The 19,480-nt window shown below is 64.8% G+C and carries 15 protein-coding genes; 9 read left to right on the top strand and 6 right to left on the bottom strand.

The annotated features are described in order from the left end of the window. Nucleotides 1-80 precede the first annotated feature (80 nt). On the bottom strand, nt 81-1,199 hold the full coding sequence (locus ACFC25_RS17560; protein WP_376047484.1) for a histidinol-phosphate transaminase: 1,119 nt from the start codon (nt 1,197-1,199) through the stop codon (nt 81-83). Between the two features lie 58 nt (nt 1,200-1,257). On the opposite strand from ACFC25_RS17560, the gene ACFC25_RS17555 reads away from it, so the two are divergent. After that, a complete protein-coding gene (locus ACFC25_RS17555) occupies nt 1,258-1,686 on the top strand; it encodes a phage holin family protein (protein WP_376047481.1) in 429 nt (142 codons plus the stop codon). A gap of 8 nt (nt 1,687-1,694) precedes the next feature. Here ACFC25_RS17555 and ACFC25_RS17550 read toward each other — a convergent pair whose 3' ends face one another. Next, the gene (locus ACFC25_RS17550) at nt 1,695-3,140 is read right to left on the bottom strand and encodes a hypothetical protein (RefSeq protein WP_376047479.1); all 1,446 of its coding nucleotides are present in this window, start codon (nt 3,138-3,140) and stop codon (nt 1,695-1,697) included. Beyond that, nucleotides 3,140-3,442: a hypothetical protein gene (locus ACFC25_RS17545; protein ID WP_337348674.1), complete on the bottom strand. Its 303-nt coding sequence runs from the start codon at nt 3,440-3,442 to the stop codon at nt 3,140-3,142. Before ACFC25_RS17545 ends, ACFC25_RS17550 begins: the two co-directional genes overlap by 1 nt. Before the next feature lie 169 nt (nt 3,443-3,611). Between ACFC25_RS17545 and purB the strand changes: the two genes are divergently transcribed. Together purB and ACFC25_RS17535 are read left to right on the top strand one after the other, a co-directional pair. Further along, a complete protein-coding gene (purB, locus tag ACFC25_RS17540; RefSeq protein WP_376047476.1) occupies nt 3,612-5,054 on the top strand; it encodes an adenylosuccinate lyase in 1,443 nt (480 codons plus the stop codon). A gap of 244 nt (nt 5,055-5,298) precedes the next feature. Continuing rightward, a complete protein-coding gene (locus ACFC25_RS17535; protein WP_337348672.1) occupies nt 5,299-5,970 on the top strand; it encodes a histidine phosphatase family protein in 672 nt (223 codons plus the stop codon). A 4-nt stretch (nt 5,971-5,974) separates the two neighbouring features. On the opposite strand, the gene ACFC25_RS17530 is transcribed toward ACFC25_RS17535, so the two are convergent. Beyond that, nucleotides 5,975-6,910, bottom strand: coding sequence for a serine/threonine-protein kinase (locus ACFC25_RS17530; RefSeq protein WP_376047473.1), 936 nt, complete (start codon nt 6,908-6,910; stop codon nt 5,975-5,977). A 347-nt stretch (nt 6,911-7,257) separates the two neighbouring features. Then, nucleotides 7,258-7,767 carry a MarR family transcriptional regulator gene (locus tag ACFC25_RS17525; RefSeq protein WP_337348670.1) on the bottom strand — a complete coding sequence of 170 codons (510 nt, stop codon included), beginning with the start codon at nt 7,765-7,767 and terminating at the stop codon, nt 7,258-7,260. 212 nt (nt 7,768-7,979) lie between these two features. Here ACFC25_RS17525 and ACFC25_RS17520 point away from each other — a divergent pair, with 212 nt between their 5' ends. From ACFC25_RS17520 to ACFC25_RS17500, 5 genes are all read left to right on the top strand, one after another. Continuing rightward, nucleotides 7,980-12,845: an NAD-glutamate dehydrogenase gene (locus ACFC25_RS17520; protein ID WP_376047471.1), complete on the top strand. Its 4,866-nt coding sequence runs from the start codon at nt 7,980-7,982 to the stop codon at nt 12,843-12,845. A 140-nt stretch (nt 12,846-12,985) separates the two neighbouring features. After that, on the top strand, nt 12,986-13,489 hold the full coding sequence (locus ACFC25_RS17515; RefSeq protein WP_337348668.1) for a GNAT family N-acetyltransferase: 504 nt from the start codon (nt 12,986-12,988) through the stop codon (nt 13,487-13,489). A gap of 282 nt (nt 13,490-13,771) precedes the next feature. Next, complete coding sequence (locus tag ACFC25_RS17510; protein WP_376047469.1) at nt 13,772-14,857, top strand: extracellular solute-binding protein; 1,086 nt, start codon at nt 13,772-13,774, stop codon at nt 14,855-14,857. 43 nt (nt 14,858-14,900) lie between these two features. Further along, nucleotides 14,901-15,968, top strand: coding sequence for an ABC transporter ATP-binding protein (locus ACFC25_RS17505; RefSeq protein WP_337348666.1), 1,068 nt, complete (start codon nt 14,901-14,903; stop codon nt 15,966-15,968). Further along, nucleotides 15,965-17,806: an ABC transporter permease gene (locus ACFC25_RS17500; protein ID WP_376047466.1), complete on the top strand. Its 1,842-nt coding sequence runs from the start codon at nt 15,965-15,967 to the stop codon at nt 17,804-17,806. The genes ACFC25_RS17505 and ACFC25_RS17500 overlap by 4 nt, the downstream gene beginning before the upstream one ends. Here ACFC25_RS17500 and ACFC25_RS17495 read toward each other — a convergent pair whose 3' ends face one another. Next, entirely contained in the window at nt 17,807-18,862 is a 1,056-nt protein-coding gene (locus tag ACFC25_RS17495; RefSeq protein WP_376047463.1) for an FAD-dependent monooxygenase, read from the bottom strand. It lies immediately after the preceding gene. A 56-nt stretch (nt 18,863-18,918) separates the two neighbouring features. Here ACFC25_RS17495 and ACFC25_RS17490 point away from each other — a divergent pair, with 56 nt between their 5' ends. After that, nucleotides 18,919-19,458 carry a TetR/AcrR family transcriptional regulator gene (locus ACFC25_RS17490; RefSeq protein WP_376047461.1) on the top strand — a complete coding sequence of 180 codons (540 nt, stop codon included), beginning with the start codon at nt 18,919-18,921 and terminating at the stop codon, nt 19,456-19,458. Nucleotides 19,459-19,480 lie beyond the last annotated feature (22 nt).

The following is a 19,480-nucleotide window of genomic DNA, read 5'->3' as shown; positions in this document are numbered from 1 at the left end:
ATTCCGCAGCGGGCATATATATTGGCTTACTGATCCTAACTTTATCTTCAGTAGGTAGCGCGCGGGCTACATGTTAAGCGCTAGGAACGGCGTGGCGGCTTTGTATAGTCTGCACACAACCGCAGGAAACGGGTGTTGGCTTCCACCTCGCCGATACTCACCCGGACACCCTCGGTGCCGAAAGCCCGGACCGAGAGGGCCTGAGCCCCCGCCAGTTCGGCAAATTCCGTACTGTTGGCACCCAGGTCAAGCCAGACGAAATTGCCCTGTGCCTCGGGGACGAACCAGCCCAGTTCGCGCAGTTTAGCCGTAACCCGGTCCCGCTCATCCACGATGCTTTGTACCCTTTCTACAACCTGGGGGTAGTTCTGCAGCGAGACAATTGCTGCCTGCTCGGCGATTTGGGACACCGCAAAGGGTGTGGCTGCAACGCGGAGGTGCTGCGTGAGCCCAGGATTCGACACGCTGTAACCCACCCGCAGCCCTGCCAGGCCATGGGCCTTGGAGAAGGTCCGGAGCACCACTACGTTGGGGTACTTGCGGTACATGGCGATGCCGTCAACCGCGTCCTCGGCCCGCACGAACTCCTGGTAGGCCTCATCGATGACCACCACGACGTCGGACGGGACGGCCTGGATGAAGCGCTCTGTTTCCGAGGTGGTCAGAACGGGACCGGTGGGGTTGTTGGGGGTGCACAGGAGGATTACCTTGGTCCGGACGGTGACCGCCGCCGCCATGGCCTCGAGGTCGTGGCGCCCGTCCGCGGTCAGGGGAATGCGGACGCTTTCCGCCCCCGACAGGCCGACGCTGATGGGATACGCCTCGAAAGAGCGCCAGGCATAGATCACTTCGTCCGCCTTGCCGTCGTCGTTCTGGCCGGCGAAGGTGGTCAGCAATTGGTTGAGGGCGCCGAGGCTTCCCGCCCCGGTCACGATGTCCTCCGCCGGGACGTCGAGGAACTCGGCGAGCGCCGCGCGGAGCTTGCTGCTGAGGGGGTCCGGATAGCGGTTGAAGTCGGTCTGGCGTACGATGGCCTCCACAACGGCGGGGAGCGGGGGCAGCGGGTTCTCGTTGGAGGACAGTTTGTAGCTGGCCAGTCCGTCAACAGCGACGGGTGGCTTGCCGGCTGCGTAGCGGGGAAGCCGGCCCACCACTGGACGCGGCATGATTCCCCCTGCAAGGGTCTCTGGTGAGGTCATGCCAACTAGCCTACTTCTCCCCTGCCCTGGTGTTCGGGCGGTGTGACAGCATGGGCACATGCGCTCTTTCATCATGCGGGTCCTGATCAACGGTCTGGCTCTCTGGATTGCCAGTTGGATCCTGCCAGGCCTGGATATTTCCACTGCCGCCACCACGAACGCCGTTGCCGAAACCGGTGTCACGCAGGGCACGGATGCCATCGGGGTCACCCTGGCCTATCTTTTCGTGGGGCTGATTTTCGGCGTTGTCAACGCGTTCGTCCGGCCGCTGGTCAGCTTCCTCTCATTGCCCATCACCATCCTCACCCTGGGCCTTTTCACCATCGTCATTAATGCCGCCATGCTGTATTTGACGTCCTGGATCAGCGGATACACGCCGGTGCGTTTCACCATCGATTCCTTCTTCTGGACTGCGGTTCTCGCGGCAGTCATCATCAGTGTCATCTCGGTGGTGGCAGGGCGGCTCCCAGGCGCACGGCGGCGCTGAAGGACAGCTCACCGCGCCCGATCAATCTCAGACGGACGCGGAGGGGGCATTGGTTTCCGTACAGCCACGGGCGGCAGTTCGGGTGGCTTCGAACGGGTCAGTGCGAAGCGGGTAGCCGTTGCCGTGCCGCCGACTCCCAGGACGCTGCCCAGGACAGCGGTTGAGGCCACAAGGCAAGGATCATCGCTCACGGCAACGAGCCGGGCGCCTTCCTGGTAGTTAGTGAGCTTATGGCCTGGACCCAACCCTGGGTCCTCGCCATCGTCGGTTCGGACGTCGTTGGTGAGCGTCACGGTGACACGATTGCGGGTATCAGGACTGGCAGCGCCATCGGATCCAGGCACCCAGTCCTGCCTATGCTCCAGATGCAGGGTGCTGATGGCTGGGTCCGGTTCAATGCTGCCCACTGGAGATCCTGCCGTCAGCACGTACTTGACGTTGTACTCGGCACGGAACTGCGCGTCGGCCGCCATGTTCATGGCATGGATCCCGCCTTGGCTGTAGCCGACGGTGACCACGGATGCCCCCTGTTCCGCACCGGCTGCCCGCAGGGCCTTCAACACGGCCGCATTGACCTCGGCAGAGCCGTAACCCAGCCCCTCCGCGATGCCGGCTTCGTCGAAAGGATTGTCGCCGCCCATCTCCCCGCCTGCGGGCTGCGTGCCGGGAACAATGACCACGAAGGCTTTCTGACCGCCGTTATCCACTTTGAGGACCTCGATGTAGCCGTCTCCCCGTTCATCAATGAGCCGTGCGCGTTCCAGCAGTCCTGCCGGTGATGCGTCCAGCTCCACGGGATAGGACTCCACCTCGCGGGCAGCAACCGGGCGTGGCTCCAACATCCGGGGATGAAGTCCGGCCAAGCTCCTGATCATGGGGGTGGCCGCCCCTACGTGCGCGGCGGCCGAGGCATCGGCCGCAATCTTTCCAGCCAGGTATGCCTGCGGCCCGTACATGACGCCGAGTAAGGCCGGGATATTTCCCAATGCAAGCTCAGCGGCGTCCCTATTGAAGGAACCTGTCACCTCGGCATCCCGGATCTGTTTCAGGCAAGTCCCCAGCCCCGTCAAAGCGTGCTCCCGCCTGAAAGACATCACTGCCTCGGCCACTTCGTAGTCTTTCTTGCAGTCGCGTACCTGCTGGCTGATGTGCTGCAGCTCCGTCCGGACTGCCTGGATGCTCCACTGGGCCTCCCCGATGTCCATCAGGGCAGCCGTGCCGGTGGGGCGCGATTCATTCCCGTAAAGGCAGAGGTCTTCCCAGATGCGGCGAACCTCCACTTCCACGGCAGCCAACTCCTCCGCGGCGGCGTCAAGCTTCTCAGCGCCCCCGGCAAGTTCCTCCAGCTGAAAACTGATGCCGCCCAAGCCTCCGCGGATCTCCAGGGGACCGTCCACTGCCGGTCCGGTCAGGTGGATGGGTCCGCCGCTGCCGGACGGGGTTACCTCTGCCATCAGAAGCTCCCCGCCGGGCTGCCGGCCAAGGCTCCCACCGCCTGCGAGTGGCGCCTCACGGATGCTACTGCGTCCTCGAGCCGCCCGCGCGCCCTGCCCAGCGACACCTCTTGGAGTGCGACTGAATTCCGGTATGCCCGTCCTGCCGGCGACTGCCAGTCCAGGAGCTGGATCTCCCGAAACCCGGCGAGGACCTTTTCCACCCGCCCAAGACACAAGTCAACCCGGCCTGCCAACCGCTGAACCTCATAACTGCGGGACTCGCATGCCGCCATGTCGGCTGCTGCCACGTCACTGCCCATGTCCAAATCCCCCTGCAGGTCGGGATGCCTGATCCCTTAGCCGCCGCTGTCTGGACCTGACGCTACGGAACGGCGCCCGGCCACGGAAGCACCGCCGTCGGCTATGTGGACAAGTCACACCCAGCAGCCGCTTAAGCGGGGGGTGGGCAGTTCGTGAAAGAATCAGCACATGCCTGAAACTGCCGCCACAGCTGATACCCGCACGCCCTCCGGACGCCTGGCCCTCGCCGCGTCACCGGACCAGATCGCCCTGGGCCCGCTGGACGGCCGCTACCAGTCCGCCGTCGCACGCCTTGTTGACTACCTGTCCGAGGCGGCCCTCAACCGCGACCGTGTGGCCGTCGAAGTCGAATGGCTCATTCACCTGACCAGCAACAACGTCCTTCCCGGCGCCGGCCCGCTCACAGCGGAACAGCAAGAGAAGCTCCGCGGCATCGTCACTGAATTCGATTCCGCCTCGGTCTCCGAACTCGCCGAGATCGAGGCCGTCACCGTCCACGACGTGAAAGCCGTGGAGTACTACATCGGCCGCCGCCTGCCCGCCATCGGCATCGAGCATCTGACCGCCATGGTCCACTTCGGCTGCACTTCAGAAGACATCAACAACCTCTCCTACGCACTGGGCGTCAAGGGTGCTGTGGAGGACGTGTGGCTGCCTGCCGCCCGTGCCCTTGTGGCGCAGATCAGCAAGATGGCCGAGGACAACCGCGCAGTTCCCATGCTGTCCCGCACGCACGGCCAGCCGGCCACGCCCACCACGCTGGGCAAGGAACTTGCTGTCATCGCGCACCGGTTGACCCGCCAGTTGGACCGCATTGCCAAGACCGAATACCTCGGCAAGATCAACGGCGCCACCGGCACCTACGCAGCCCACGTGGCTTCAGTTCCCGGAGCCGACTGGCAGCAGGTTTCCAAGTCCTTCGTGGAGGGGTTGGGCCTGACCTGGAACCCGCTGACCACCCAGATTGAAAGCCACGACTGGCAGGCGGAGCTGTACGCCGACGTCGCGCGCTTCAACCGGATTCTGCACAACGTCTGCACGGACATTTGGAGCTACATCTCCATCGGCTACTTTGCCCAGATCCCCGTGGCCGGCGCCACCGGATCCTCGACGATGCCGCACAAGGTCAACCCGATCCGGTTCGAAAACGCCGAGGCCAACCTCGAAATTTCCTCGGGCCTCCTGGACGTGCTGGGCTCCACGCTGGTCACGTCCCGCTGGCAGCGCGACCTCACGGACTCCTCCAGCCAGCGCAACATCGGCGTGGCATTCGGCCACTCCCTGCTGGCCATCTCCAACGTCGCCAAGGGCCTGGACCGCCTCGACGTAGCCGAGGACGTCCTCGCCGGTGACCTGGACACCAACTGGGAAGTCCTGGGCGAGGCCATCCAAATGGTCATGCGGGCCGAGGCGATTGCCGGCGTCGAAGGAATGGAAAACCCGTACGAGCGCCTGAAGGACCTCACCCGCGGACAGCGTGTGGATGCCGCGCGGATGCAGGAATTCGTCCAGAGCCTGGGCCTGTCCGCCGAGGCCGAGGCGCGCCTGCTCGCGCTGACGCCCGGCAAGTACACCGGCATCGCGGACCAGCTGGTGGACCACCTCAAGTAGGACGGCCTGTACGTCCAACAAAAGTACGGCGGCGCCGGGCTCCTCGAGGGCCCGGCGCCTTCGTTTTGGGCTTCGGTGTCCGCGCCTGGTTCGTTCCCGCCCAGTTGCTGGCCCGGGCTTCGCGCGTGTCGCAGTGACACGCCGTGTCTTGCCGCCCTGTGGCATCAGGAACCGGGAAGGAACGCACGACGCCGGACGGTCACGAAGGCGCCCCGGTCTTGCCGCAAGATGCGAAACTGGGAGCATGAAGTTGCTGCTCATCCGCCACGGACAGACCCCCGGTAACGTACTCGGCCAGCTGGACACGGCCCATCCGGGGCCTGGGCTGACGGAGCTGGGAAAGCGGCAGGCAGAGGCCATGGCCCGGTCACTCGCCGATGAACCGATCGGGGCCCTCTACGCCTCAACACTGCTCCGCACGCAGATCACGGCGGCACCGCTGGCACGGCTGCATGGCCTCGACGTTGAGGTGCTGGACGGGCTCCACGAGATAGAGGCCGGTGCACTTGAAAAACTGACCGACCACGAATCACACATGCGGTACATGAGCACGGTGTTCGCGTGGGCAGCCGGTGACCTGGGCCGCCGTATGCCGGCCGGTCCGGACGGTCATGAATTCTTCGAGCGGTATGACGCCGCCATCACCCGGATTGCCCAGCGCGCCGCCAGCAACGGGAATTCTGCCGCTGCTGCCGTGGTCAGCCACGGCGCCGCCATCCGTACTTGGGCCGGCCTCCGCGCTGCGGACGCCGACCATGAGTTCGCGGCCCGCCATGTCTTGTCCAATACAGGCATCGTGGCGTTGGAAGGTGATCCGGACGCAGGCTGGAAGCTCATCCATTGGGACGGGAGCCCGGTGGGTGGCCTTGCCCTGGCCGATCCCACCGCCGAGGATCCCACCGGCGGGACCGCCTAGCGTGTCAGTCCGCTGACGCGGGCTTCCCGAAGCGGACCTGGCGTGCCGTGCCCAAGGCCACCAGGTTGGCATACCGCGGGCGGCCGCGGGGAATGAGGCGGGAGGCCAGGGCCGAAGCTTCGGCGGCTGTCGGCCTGTCGGCTGCGTCCATGGCAGTGGCGGCGGCCAGCAACTCGTGCCACCCGCGGCCCAGGCTGTGCGGGATCTCGGGGCTGCGCAGGGTACGGGCCACGAGTGATTCCAGGGGTGTCCCGGGAAAGGCTTTTGTACCGGTCAGCAACTCAAGCAGGACAAGCCCGAGCGCGTAGACATCCCCGGATGGCTGGGCGGCCTCCCCTGATGCCTGCTCCGGACTCATGTAATGCGCCGTTCCGGAGGAAATGCCCGGCTCGGGCAAGGTCCCGGCGCGGGCGGCAATGCCAAAATCTACTATCCTCACAGGGCTACGCCGTAGCCCGCTCAGCATCAGGTTTGCAGGTTTGATGTCGCGATGGACCAAGCCCCGCGCATGGAGGTGGCTGACTCCGTCGAAGAGGTCCACGGCCCACGCGGCGACGTCTGTCCGGCTGTGGTCCGCGACCCTCAGCCTTTCCGAAAGGCTGGTGCCAAATGCAAGTTCCTCGACAATGAATGGCCTCCCCGCCTGCGGGGAGCCGTCAGGCACAAGTCCCTCCGCCACGAAGCCGATAATGGCAGGGTGGTCCAACCCGGCCAATATCCTGGCCTCATTGTGGATCCTTGCCAGCTGCTTGGTAGTGGAATCCGCAGCGATCTTGACCGCAACGTCGCGTCCGCCGGCAAGGTCCACTGCGCGGTATACCTCGGCCAGCGAGCCCCGGCCCAGCCGCTCACGAAGCTGGTAGCGGCCGAGGAGGAGGCCCCCGGCGGCCGCCTGCCCACCATTCCGGAGAGCATGGACCGGGACGGCCAGGGCTGTCATGGCCTTGAAGCAGAAACGGGATGGCTGGCCAGTGAACTTTCGAAGAACGGTCCGGCGCCCCAGGCATCCAGCTGGAAGCCGCAACTGCAGCGCCATACGGGCGGCAGGCGCACAGGCTCGGCAGGAGGTTCGAAGCTGTAGCCGGTCGCCAGCGGCCCCATTGTCGGCGTCCCCAGTTCCATCAGGCTTCCGCAGTGGACCGGAGCGTCCGGGCCCTCGACGGGATATTCGTCTTCGCAAAGCATGGATTCCGGTTCGCAAACTCCGGCAATACTTACCAACGCACACGCCTCCTTCACACTCACAAACCCCAGGACTGATCGTAAGCATACATATAACTAGTCAGACTAGCTAATCTCAGGGGCCGTGTCCTCGTGAACAGCGGAGGTCATGCTGTTGAGGAACTGCACCACAATGCGGGCCTCCTCTGCGCTCAGGCCTTCGGCAACAGACATCATTCGGCGATGCATGGCCCCCAGCGTGAGCCTCACCTCCTGATCCGATTCCGTGGTGGGAACGACGATCACCGAACGGCGGTCCGATGGGTGCGCCTCGCGGCGGACATGGCCGCTTGCAACCAACCGATCGATGAGCGAGGTGGTGGAAGCGCTGGTGATGCCCAGAATCCGGCTTAGATCCTTTGGCACCACGGTCTCGCCGGAAGCCTGCGCCCGCAGGAGGAAGCGGAGGGCGAGGATGTCGGTTTCGCCCATGCCCATCGAATTCCGGGTTGACCGTCGAACGGACTGTTCCGCCGCCCGGTAATCCCGCAGGGCTTTCAGGACGGCCGCCCCGGAGTCGAGTTGGCCGTCCGGGCCGTACCAGTAGCCGGATCCGTCAGTTTGATGTGCGCCCATTCCACAATCCTAGACGGGCTGGTATCTAGACAAGCTTGCGATCCGGCAGGTGGCCCGCAGGCGGCGGGCTTGCGGGTGCATGATGCCGGGGAACAGTAGTCGCATGACGCCGGGGAACAACACTGGACTGCATTGGCCGCGGCGACCATGATGAAGAGTAGGCGCGGGGAGGCGTGATCCCGGCAGCCCGCCGCGCACGGAGGCGCAGTGGCATGGCACGGACATCGGAGCAGACCCCCGCAGGTTCGCTGGAACCCGACGCGGATTTCCTCGCCGCATACTACGCGCACGTAGCGGCCGAGGACCTGCACAATGACGATCCTGAGACCCTCCGCGCCAGGGCAGCCCACCATCTGGAGCTGGCTTCCCGGCGGCGTCCCGGTGAGGCGGCCGTCGGCATCCTGAATGAACTGGACACCAGCGTCGTGGCGGTGGTCGCCGAAGACCTGCCCTATCTGGTCCAGTCGGTCACCGCAGAGCTCACGCGCGAGGACACCCCGATCCACCAACTGGTCCACCCCACCTTCCTGGTGCACCGCGACCCTGTTTCCCATTCACTGCTGGAAGTCCGCCCTGGTCCGGCCCGGGAGGGACTGGAGGCGGGCAATGCTGTGCCATCCGATGGAACGCCCGAGGTCTGGATCGGCATGGAAATTGGGCGGTTGGCCGACACCGAGGCGGCCCGGGCACTGATGGAACGGCTGCGGGCCGTCGTGGCCGACGTGCGTGCAGTGGCCCATGACGAGGCCGCTATCCATCGCAAGCTGTCCGCAGCCATCGCCGCAGCGGGGCAGGCGCCGCCTCATGCTGTTCCGGCGGCCCAGCAGCTCCGTGATCTGCTCCGCTGGCTGGCCGAGGGCAACTTCGTCTTCCTGGGCTACAGCGAATACAGATTGACGACGGCGGCAGGCGTTGGCTCGCTCGCCCTCAGGCCAGGCTCGGAGCTGGGGCTGCTGCGCCACCGAAGTCCCTCCGCCACACTCGTCCCGGACACCGGCCCCGGTCCCCGGAACAGCGCAGGGGAATCCGGCATGAAGGACCAGCAGGTCCTCGCCTTGGCCACCTCTGATGTTCGCTCCACTGTCCTGCGGGGATCGTACCTGGACGAGATCCGGGTGAAGGCCTTCGACCAGTCAGGAAAAACCACCGGAGAACAACGGTTCCTGGGCCTCTTCACACCCAGCGCCGAGCACCAGTCCGTCCGGCGGATCCCGGTGATCCGGGAAAAATTGAACGCAGTCAGCGACGCTCTTGGATCGGCGCCCGAATCCCCGCAGGGCAAGGATCTGATTGCCGCTCTGGAAGCGATCCCGCGCGAGGTGCTTTTCCAGATCGACATCCCAGACCTCAGCCGGCTCGCGCGTGAAATCATGCGCGCGGAACAGCTCCGGCAGACACGGCTGTTCCTCCGCCCCGATACACTCGGCAGGTTTGTGCTGGCTCTCGTCTTCTTTCCCCGTAAGCGTTACAACACCGCTGTCCGGCTGCAGATGGAGCGCGAGTTTACTCACGCCTTCAAGGCCACTTCCATCGAGTTCGAGGTGCGGCTCTCCGAATCGCCCATGGCGCGGATCTTCTTTCGGATCGGAACTGCGGAGCCACAGGCTGACACACGTCCAGCGGCAGTCCGCGAGGCACCAGCAGGCCAGCCTGGCGTCGACCCTGCCCAACTGGAGCGTGACCTGATCGCTGCCACACGCTCCTGGGCGGAAGGCCTCGACGAACTCATCCGCGAGCGCTTCCCGGCTGCGGAGGCAGCGGGAATTTCCCGCCTGTGGTCCCACGCGTTTCCGCCGGCATACCGCGCGGACTACCGCTTGGACACCGCGGTCCGGGACATTGCGAACTTCGAAGCATTCGACCTGGACGGAGACGGTGGCCGCCCCTCCGGCGATCCCCTCCTGACGGTGACCCGGTCAACAGCCACCCCGGGAGAGGCACGGATCCGGCTTTACCTGACACGGCCCCGGAGCCTGACGCAGATCCTGCCGTTCCTGCACAACCTGGGCCTGGAGGTCCTGGACCAGCGTCCATTCGGGATCCGGCGCGGAACGGCCCGCGAGCTGTTCCTGTACGACTTGGGCGTGAAGTATCCGGCCGGCGTAGACCCGGAGGCAACCAGCGACCTGCTGGCGCAGGCTTTTCGCGCCGCGATGCGCGGGGACATCGAGTCCGATGCAATCGATGCCTTGGTCATCAGGGAGGGCGTGGCGTGGCGGCAGGCCGTAATCCTGCGAAGCTACGCGAAGTACCTCCAACAGCTGGGAACCACCAATTCCTACGGCTTCATCGCCGAGACCCTGAAAAACAATGTCCGGGCAACCCACGCCCTCCTGGCGCTCTTCCAGGCAAAGTTCGACCCCACCCTGGAACCTGCCGCCCGGTTCCGTGAAACGGCCGCGGCGCGCACGGAGGTCCTGGCAGCCATCGAGGCCGTACCCGTCTTGGATGCCGACAGGCTGTTGCGCACGTTCATGAACCTGGTGGAATCCACGCTGCGCACCAACTACTTCCAGGACAAAGGGCACCTGAGCTTCAAGCTGACTCCGGCTGCCATCGTCAACGCCCCGTTTCCGCGGCCGAAATATGAGATCTGGGTTTACTCGCCACGGGTGGAAGGAGTCCATCTCCGCTTCGGCGAGCTGGCCCGCGGCGGGCTGCGGTGGTCCGAAAGGAGCGAAGATTTCCGCACCGAGGTCCTGGGCCTGGTCAAAGCCCAAAACCTGAAGAATTCCGTCATTGTGCCTACCGGGGCCAAAGGCGGCTTCTATCCCAAACGCCTCCCGGATCCCGCCGTTGACCGTACGGGATGGCTGGCGGAAGGAACCGAGTGTTACCGCATTTTCATCCGCGGACTCCTGGACCTTACGGACAACCTCGTGGTGTCACCGGCGGGCGAGAAGATAGTGCCGCCGCCTCAGGTGGTTCGCCACGACGGTGATGACTACTACCTGGTGGTGGCGGCGGACAAGGGTACAGCGGCCTTTTCCGATACGGCGAACTCAGTGGCGCACGAATACGGCTTCTGGCTCGGGGACGCCTTCGCGTCAGGAGGCTCCGTGGGCTATGACCACAAGAAGATGGGCATCACTGCCCGTGGGGCCTGGGAATCCGTCAAGCAGCACTTCCGTGCGTTGGGCATGGATCCACAGGCGCAGGACTTCACCGTGGCGGGCATCGGAGACATGAGCGGGGACGTCTTCGGGAACGGCATGCTGCTCTCACGGCACATCAGGCTGGTGGCAGCGTTTGACCACCGCCACATCTTCCTCGATCCAACGCCCGACGCCGAGACCTCCTTCCGTGAACGCCAGCGGCTCTTCAGCCTGCCGCGCTCATCCTGGGCCGACTACGATCCGTCACTCATCAGCGAGGGCGGCGGAGTCCACCCGCGCAGCGCGAAGGCCATCGGCATCACCGAGCAGGTCCGGGTTTGCCTCGGCCTGCCGGCCGGTACGTCCGCGCTCCCGCCGCATGCCCTGCTCCAGGCCATCCTCCGGGCGCCGGTGGACCTGCTCTACAACGGCGGGATCGGAACCTACGTCAAGGCTTCCTTCGAACGTCACCAGGACGTAGGCGACAAAGCCAACGACCCCCTCCGGATCGACGGCGACCAGGTACGGGCCCGTGTCATCGTGGAGGGCGGCAACCTGGGCATCACCCAGCGTGGCCGGATCGAGGCGGCCCTCAGCGGCACGCTGCTGAACACGGACGCGATCGACAACTCAGCCGGAGTGGACTGTTCGGACCACGAGGTCAACATCAAGATCTTCGTTGACCGAATGATCGCCGCGGGGCGCATGCCGGACACCGAACGCGGCCCGTTCCTGCACTCCCTCACTGACGAAGTGTCCCGGCTGGTACTAACCAACAACGCCGACCAGAACGTGCTGCTGCTCAATGACAGGCACTTGGTGCTTGAGTGGAGTCCCGGGTTCGAACGTGCCATGGAGTGGCTGGAGAACGCTTCGGAACTGGACCGCGGACAGGAAGCACTGCCCAGCACGGAGCAGCTTCGCGAACGGCTCCGGTCCGGCAAGGGGCTGACCTCCCCGGAGCTGTCTGTCCTTGCCGGCTACGCGAAAATCGAACTCGCCAAGGAACTCACGTCCAGCGACCTGGCCGATGACCCGTGGTTCCAAGGCACGCTCCGAGGCTACTTCCCCCACCAGCTGGCCGAACGCTTCGACGCCGAGCTGGACTCGCACCCGCTCCGCCGCCAGATCATCTGTACGGTGGTGGCGAACGACATGATCAACCTGGGCGGCATCACCTTTGCGTTTCGGGCAAAAGAAGAGACCACCGCCACCGCAGCGGCGGTGGCGCGGGCCTTCGTGGTGGCGCGCCAGGCGTACGACTTGCCTTGGATCATGGACAACATTGATGCCCTGCCCCCGGATTTTCCCAGTGATCAGGCCGCTGAACTCGCCATCCATATGCGCCGCGTCCTTGACCGGGCCACCCGCTGGTATGTGACGCACGACCACCGGGACCAGCGCATCGCCACAGCCCTGGCCCGGATCATGCCCACGTTGGAGCTGCTGCGAACGCGGACGTCGGACTACCTGCGCGGCTCCGATATCGACCGGGTCCAGGGGCGCCTGGCACACTGGGACAGCCTGGGCCTCCCGCGGGAGTTGGGCCTGCGTGCCTCTGATCTCCTGGAGAGCTTCGGCCTGCTGGATATCTCCCTCATATCCGAACAGGTGCACGAGCCCATCCCCATCATCGCCGATCTCTACTACGCGGTCTTCCAAAGGATCGACGCCGCCGGCCTCCTCCTGCGCATCACGGACCTGCCGCGCCAAAGCCGGTGGGAGACACTCGCCCGGGCGGCGCTGCGTGACGACGTCTACTCGGCCGTCGCCGACATGACCATCTCGGTGATGCAATCCAGTTCGACGCCGGGAGCAGGAGGACCCGACGCCGTGGAACGCATCGTGGCCTGGGAGCGGGGACACCAGGAGCAGCTGGCACGGATCAAGGACACCTTCGCGGAGGTGACCGGCCCGGGCCAGGTGGACATCGCGTCAATCTCAGTAGCGCTCAAGCTCCTGCGGACGCTCGTGCGGCAGTAAGCCCGCCGCGTTTGTCCCGCCAGGGCGCGCGGGCTGCACCATCACTGACTGTTCTCTGGGCGCTTACGCGAAGGAAACACCGCGGTAACCGCGGCCTCCTAGGCTTGTCAGGCATAACCCTTCGGCGAAACGAGGCAGCCATGCAGACCAATCCCCGACTCAACATCAGGCAGGTCACCTGGTCGAACCCCGTGGGTGCCGACCTGCGCCGGGCCCAGCAGGCGGAACTGGACGCCCGCTTTGGCACCCCTGACCACGAACCCGGTACGCCGCCGTCGTCCGCGGACTGCGCCGTGTTCCTGGTGGCCTACGACAAAGGCTCCGGGCAGCCCGTGGGCTGCGGTGGCCTGAGGCTGCTGGATTCCACGACGGCGGAGATCAAACGGCTGTACGTCCTCCCGTACACGCGGGGTTCGGGAGTGGCCAGCTCCATCCTTGCTGCCCTTGAGGCCGAGGCATACAAGCAGGGGATCACCCGGATCAAGGCCGAGGCCGGATCGGCACAGCCGGATGGGCGGAATTTCTACGAAAACTCCGGCTTCGAAAGCGTTCCCAACTTCGGCCCGTACATCGGAGTGGCGCACTCCTACTGCTACGCGAAATCCATCAACTCGCGCAGCGCCGCCCACACGGCCATGGCCTGAACCGGAGAAACTGGGCTGTCCGCTAACTCGCTGATCATGCGCCACAGCATCCCCACCGAGACCCCCGCCCAGGACTGACGACGGCGGCACGCACCGCCGTGGGCATGCCGCCCAGCGTTCACCGCACGTTTACGCACCGTGCCCTGAACGTTTTATCGGGTCCTCCAGACTCATCAGCCGAGCTGTTTATCGAATCGATAGCTATAACAGCCTGAAATTGGCGCGTCCGGCGATAGGCTGGCCGGACATGCTCCGCTGACAGTCCAGAAATGAGTCCTGATCGTGCGTAAATTGCAGACATTGGTTGCCGCCGCAGTCGCCGTCACCCTTCTCGCCGGATGCGGAGGCGGCACAGCATCGCCCGCCGCTTCAGGGGCGGCGTCTACCTCCCCGGCAGCCAGTTCCGGCGAAACCCTCGTGATCTACACCAACTCAAACGGCGAAGGCCGCGGCGAGTGGGTGACCGCCAAAGCCGCGGAGGCCGGCTTCAAAATCGAGATTGTAGGCGCCGGTGGCGCCGATGCCACGAACAAGTTGATCGCGGAAAAGAACAATCCCATTGCCGACGTAGCCTACGGCCTGAACAACATGTACTTTGCCCAGATCAAGGACGAAGGCGCGCTTGAGCCCTATGAGCCCTCATGGGCGGGCGAGGTTGACACGGCCCTGGGCGACAGCGGGGACGGTAAGGCTTACTGGCCCTTGGTCAAGCAGGCCATCCTGCTCGGTTACAACTCAGACAAAATCAGCGCCGACGATGCTCCGAAGGACTGGACAGATCTCTGGACCAAAGACGCACTCAAGGAACGCTATGAGCGCGTGACCGGACTCGGTACTGCCACCGCGCAGCTGGTCTTTGCCGGCATCCTCACCCGCTACAAGGACGACTCCGGAGACCTCGGCGTTTCGGATGAAGGTTGGAAGCAGGTGGAGCAGTACTTCCAGAACGGCAGCCCCGCCGTGGCCAAGACCGACCTGTTTGCCCGGATTGCCTCGGGCGAGGTGGACCTGGGACAGATGCCGTCGTCGATCATCGCCGAACGGGAGAAGTCCTTCAAGGTCAACGTCGAAACTGTGGCGCCGTCCGTGGGCGTACCCCTGGCAGTGGAACAGATAGCACTGGTGAAGGGGACCGACAAGAAGGAACAGGCGCAGAAGTTCATTGACTGGTTCGGCAGCGCCGAAGTCCAAAGCGCCTTTGCCCAGCAGTTCAACGCCATGCCGGTGAACACCAGCGCCGCCTCGAAAGCGAATCCTGAGGTAGTGGAGTTCTTCGCCGACGTGAAGCAGCAGGACATCGACTGGGATTTCGTGCAGGAGAACATGGGCGCCTGGGTGGAGAAGATCGAGCTCGAGTACATGACGTAGCCGCCCCCTATCCGCACCCACAGTCCCACCAGACAGGTTTCCCATGATCCGCTTGGACAACATCGAAGTTTCCTTCGGCGACTTCACAGCCATCCCAGACCTGAACCTCCACGTCAGGCCAGGGGAATTCTTCACACTCCTGGGCCCCTCCGGCTGCGGAAAAACGACGGCGTTGCGCACCTTGGCTGGGTTCATCGAGCCCTCCAGGGGAACCGTCCACGTGGATGGGAAAAACGTCACCCGGCTGGCCAGCGACAAACGCCAGGTGGGCATGGTCTTCCAGAACTATGCCCTGTTCCCCAGCATGAGCGTATGGGAGAACATCGCATTCGGACTCCGGGTCCGGAAGGAAAAATCCGCCGACACTGACCGCCTGGTGCGCGATATTGCGCGCCGGGTGGAGCTCAGCGAAGACCAGCTGGGCAAGAACGTGGCGGAGCTGTCGGGAGGTCAGCAGCAACGTGTGGCCGTGGCCCGCGCACTGGTTCTGCGGCCCAAGATCCTGCTGTTGGACGAGCCGCTGTCCAACCTGGACGCCAAGCTGCGGAACCAGCTCCGGCAGCAGCTCAAAGACCTGCAAAGCGAGTTCGGCATCACCACCGTCTACGTCACCCACGACCAGGATGAGGCCCTGGCCATGAGCGACCGCGTGGCCGTGTTCAACAAGGGAGTGGTTGAGCAGGTGGGCACGCCGAAGGACATCTACGACCAGTCAGCCACCGAGTTTGTCTGCAACTTCATCGGTGATAGCTCCCCGCTGACCCCGGAGTTCGTGGCGGAGCTGAACCGGCTCTCCGGCGCCGGCCTGGACCCTGACGCCAATTCCTACCTGCGGGTGGAAAAGGCGTCACTGACACCGCCGGCGGACGGAGGCACCGCCGTCGGGCTGTCCGGAACAGTCGTATCTCGTACCTACCACGGCCTGCACAGCCGCTATGTGGTGCGGAGCCGCGGCGCGGACATCCGGCTGTTGGTCAAGGAAGACGGCGGTGCCCACCCCGAAGCCGGCGCCGAAGCCACAGTGTACGTCCAGCCGGCCCACGTGCTGCAGTACCATCCGGGCACCGGAGCCGCCCTGGCCAAGCAGGACCAGGCAGTGGCCCTGCCATGAACCGCGGTCCCGCTAACATCGGCGGTAAGAAGGGCGGCAGGAACGGCGGCTCTGCCAGGAGCATGCTCCGGTCCCCCTTCGTCCTGATGGTCGGCGCAGTGCTCACCTGGTTTATCGCAGCGTTCCTGGTCTGGCCCAACCTCAACGTCCTGATTGCAACGTTCTTCCCGGACGGCAGCTTCTCGGGGCGGGCGGCCGAGAAGCTGTTCTCCTCGCAGCGCGCCATGAAGTCACTGGGCAACAGCTTCCTGCTGGCACTCGCCCTGTCCATCACGGTGAACGCCGTGGGAATCTTCATTGTGCTGGTCACGCACTACTTCAAGATCCGCGGCTCCCGTATCCTTTTCCTCGGCTACGCCACCACGTTCATCTACGGCGGCATCGTGCTGGCCGCTGGCTACAAGTTCATCTATGGCGACAAAGGCATCGTCACTTCCCTGCTGCTCACGGTCTTCCCCGGAATGGACCCGGCATGGTTCTCCGGCTTCTTTGCTGTCCTTGTGGTGATGACCTTCGCCACGACCACCAACCACATGCTGTTCGTGGGCAATGCGCTCAAGGGCGTTGACTACCAGACCATCGAGGCGGCCAGGAACCTGGGGGCGTCCACGTGGACCATCCTGCGCCGCGTGGTGCTGCCCATGCTCAAACCCACGCTGTTCGCCGTCACCATCCTGTCCTTCCTGACTGGCCTGGGCGCACTCAGCGCTCCGCAGGTGCTGGGTGGCCGGGAGTTCCAGACCATCACGCCGATGATCCTGACGTTCGCCAACAGCCCCACCTCCCGGGACCTGGCTGCGCTGCTGGCCGTCATCCTGGGCGTTTCCACCATCCTGATGCTCGCGGTCATGTCCCGGCTGGAGAAGCGCGGCACGTACTACTCGCTGTCCAAAGTGTCCTCGGCCCTGCAGAAACAGCGAATCACCAGCCCTGTTGCCAACGCTGCCGTGCACGCCATCGCCTACCTGCTTTTTGCCTTGTACACCTTGCCCGTGGTGCTTATCGTGTTGTATTCCTTTGCCGACGGCGCCGCGATCCAGACCGGCCAGATCTCCCCGGGCAGCCTGACCCTGGACAACTATGTACGGGTCCTCACGCAGGAGTCGGGCCTGCGCCCTTTCATCGTCAGCGTTGTTTACAGTGGGCTGGCCACCCTGATAGCGGTGGGCGGCCTGCTGTTTGTGGCCCGACTGCTGCAGAAGTACAAGAATTGGGTCGCGTCCGTTTTCGAATACTTGCTCCACATTCCCTGGATCCTGCCGTCCGCCCTGCTCGCCCTCGGACTCATCATCAGCTACGACCACCCGAATCCGCTCGTGGGCGGGGCCGTGCTGACAGGAACCACGGTGATCCTCCTGATCGCGTTCGTGACTGTGAAGATCCCGTTCACCCTCCGTATGCTCAAAGCCTCGTTCGCGTCGGTCAACTCCTCGATGGAGGAAGCCGCAGCCATCATGGGAGCCAAAACGCTGTATGTGTTCCGCCGGATCCTGCTGCCCATTGTCCTCCCGGCTGCTGCAGCCATCGCGGCCTTGAACTTCAACAGCATGCTGGATGACTATGACACCGCGATCTTCCTGGCGCACCCACTGGTCCAGCCGCTGGGGCTGGTGATCAAGGCCAATACCGACGGTGCAGAAGGAGTTGAGGGCGTGGGGAACACGTTCGTGTACACCGTGCTGCTGATGATCATCACGGGGCTCACCATGTACCTCGTCTACGGCCGCTCCAGCCGCCGCGGTGCGGGGCGCAAAAACGTCCCGGGGGCTGCTCCAGATGCGGCCAAGTCACCTGGGCTGGTGGCGGCCGGCGCAGAACCAGCCGCCCCCGTCCGCTGATCAGGTGGGGGAACCAGTAACGACGGCGGCGTGCGCCTTCGGGCGCCGGGCCAGCGTCAGCAGCCGGTCGCGCAGGGGCTGGGCGGCTTCCGTCAGCGCCACGCGCATCAGCGCGGACGACGCCAGGCCCAGGGCTTGAGTGCGGAGCCGCCGCTGGCGATCGTATGACCTCAGTGCCTCGTCAGCAGGAAGGACATTCAAAAGTTCCGCCAGTGTGACTGCATCGACTAATGCTTCGCAGGCTCCCCTGCCGAGGTTGGGCGTCATGGCATGGGCTGCATCGCCGATCAGCACAACCCGGCCGCGGACGAAGGACCGCAACCGCGGGGTGGTCCAGATCCCCTGGGCAAGCGAACGCTCCGGAGTGGCTTGGGCAAGGACGTCGCGGATGGCACCCGCGTGCCCGGCGTAGCGGATCCGTGCCTGCTCAAGGGCTGAGGCGACGTCGATTCCCTCCATCCCAAGGTTGGAGCGATAGCTCGCGTACCAATTGGTGCCGGCGGCTGCAGAGGCGATGCCAAAAAGATCTCCGCGCCCCCAGTATTCGCCAACGTGTTCCGGGTGGACAGGCACCGGAAGCGTACCCCGGACAGCAAGGTACGAGGTGGGCCGGGCTGCGGTCCGCTCCCCCCAGATGCCGCGACGCACCGCGCTGTGTACGCCATCGGCCCCTACCACCAGGCCGGCCCCGGACGGGACCGCGTGGAAGCGGCCCGTGATCCGGCGGACAGTGTCCGGCACGGCAGCGTCCAGCAGGCGCAGCAGGTCCACCCTCGAAATGCCGAACATTTGGCCGCCGTTCACGGTAACCCAGGGCACGCCCGCGGCATTGCGGATGGATCCGCTTCCAATCACCGGGCTCACGGTGCGGGCCTCAGCCAGGACACCCACTTTTTCCAGGGCACGTTGCGCGTCGGGCCACATGGCCAGCACTGTCCCAACCGCGGGCAACTCCGGCCGCTTCTCTGTGACCGTCACATCGAAACGGTCCTGGTCCAGGCAGGCAGCCAGTGCCAGCCCGGCAATTCCTCCGCCAACAATCGAGATTGTTTCCATGCGTGCGATCCTACTACTTTTGTAGTAATTCGGAAGGGGTCAATTACACTGGGCCCATGCCTGACCGCCGCACAGAACTTATGGACGCCGCCTTGAGGGTAGTGGCGGACAAAGGAATGAAAGGCCTCACCCACCGGGCCGTTGACGCGGCGGCGCAGCTGGCCGAAGGGACCACCTCCAATTACTACCGGAACCGGGCTGCCTTAGTGGAGGCCGTTCTGGACCGCCTGGAGCAGCTGGACGTCGCACTCCTGCAGGACCAGGGGCAGGCCGGCCCGCCCGGGAACATTGAGGAGCTGGCCCGTCAACTGGCCGCCCTGGTGTTGGCGCTGGCAGGACAGCACGCTGCCCTCACGCGTGCCCGATTGGCGCTTTCCCTGGACAAACCCGAGGCGGTGACCGCCGGGCATCTCCGGCTGGTGGGCGGGCTGGAGCAGGCGCTGACCGCCTTAGGGGTGGCTGACGCAGCCGCGCGGGCTCGGGACGTGGCGGATTACGGCGACGGCATACTGCTCCACATGCTCACCGTCAGGCAAGGCGAGCATCCGGACGTTGCAGCCATTGCCGCCCCAATCCGGCGGCTGCTGGCGCCCTGACGCTCTGACGCCCTGCCTGATT

It is taken from the genome of Pseudarthrobacter sp. NPDC055928 (assembly GCF_042270935.1).
Lineage (GTDB): Bacteria > Actinomycetota > Actinomycetes > Actinomycetales > Micrococcaceae > Arthrobacter.
This window is presented reverse-complemented; position numbering and strand designations above follow the sequence as displayed.